Origin of the sequence: Aporhodopirellula rubra (assembly GCF_014192335.1) — a bacterium.
GTDB lineage: Bacteria > Planctomycetota > Planctomycetia > Pirellulales > Pirellulaceae > Rhodopirellula > Rhodopirellula rubra.
The window spans coordinates 1-1263 of record NZ_JACHXU010000071.1; the positions used below are offsets into that span (position 1 = coordinate 1).

General features: G+C 58.3%; 1 protein-coding gene. It reads left to right on the forward strand.

Annotation, left to right across the window (positions count from 1 at the left end; all coding sequences use genetic code 11):
- Window positions 1-1244, forward strand: a 1244-nt coding sequence (locus FHS27_RS30680) for a hypothetical protein (RefSeq protein ID WP_184310281.1), incomplete at its 5' end; no start/stop codon positions are given.
- Window positions 1245-1263 lie beyond the last annotated feature (19 nt).

A 1263-nucleotide genomic window follows, 5' to 3' on the forward strand; every position in this document is an offset into this window, starting at 1 on the left:
CCATCGCTGCGGCGCGAGACCGATCCTATTCGGTGGCAAGTCGCAATCTGCGGGATCTCGCCGAACTGACGATCTCTGCCAAACAATGTCAGCGGATCGCCATTCGCATCGGCACCGAACGACTTGACGAACAACAGCAAGCGATCGACCGCTACACCGCCGCCGGGATCCCCGAGCAACAACACGGCCAAAGCGATCATGCACCGGCGAACGGTTGGAACGGACGCGCTGCGGTGATTCAGGGTGACGGCGGCCGCGTTCAGATTCGTGACACGTTCTGGGGACAGGAGAAGCCGAGTGACAAAAAGCATCGCTGGTGGCGAGAGACTCAGGCCGGCGTGTTACAAACCTATCAATCCAACCCATCGGACGTGGATCCTCACCCCGAAGTGCCCGAGTGCCTCACCGACCCACTGTGGATCATCCCAAAAATCAATGAAATCCACCGCGGTAGCGGGTCGGCCAGTGATAGCGATCGCGAAGCGTCACCGGGCAACCCGACATCACCGAGGCAATCCATTTCGACAGATTCAAACCTCCCGTGCAGCCAGGCATCTCGAAAAGATCATAAACGCTGGAGCGGAGGCGACCCTCTGGTGCAAACGATCGTTGCGACTCGGCAGGGATACGATCATCTGGGATTGGCCCTTGCCGCCGAAGCGTATCGACGCGGCTTCAATAAATCGAAAGTCAAAGCGTTCATGGGCGACGGCTTGAAAGTGAACTGGTCGTTGTGGGCGACTCACTTCTCGCACTACACGCCGATCGTCGACATCATGCATGCGTTGGCATATGTCTACGGTGGTGCGATCGCTTCGTGCGGCCGGATCGAAGACGGTTGGCAGTTGTATGTGCAGTGGCTGCAATGGACCTGGAGCGGTGAGGTCGCTCGGGTCATCACCGCGATGAAGGAGCGTGCCGTCGATCAGGAAGAAGTTCCCGAAGACTTGCGTCGGGGGATCACTTACCTGACAGGCAACGCTTCGCGGATGAAGTATGCGGAGTATCGGCGTGCCGGGCTTCCGGTGACCACTTCGCCGGTGGAATCGGCTCAGAAGCAAATCAATGAGCGAATCAAGGGCACCGAAAAGTTCTGGCGAGACGGTTCACTCGAACCGCTGCTGCAACTCAAGGCGGACGACCTGAGCGAAACACACGACCGAGACGCCTTCTGGCATCGCCGAGGCCAAAGAAACGACGGCTTCCGCCATCGACGTCGCAACACCAAAATCAAAGAAACCTAACAAACCCTGTCATGCACCC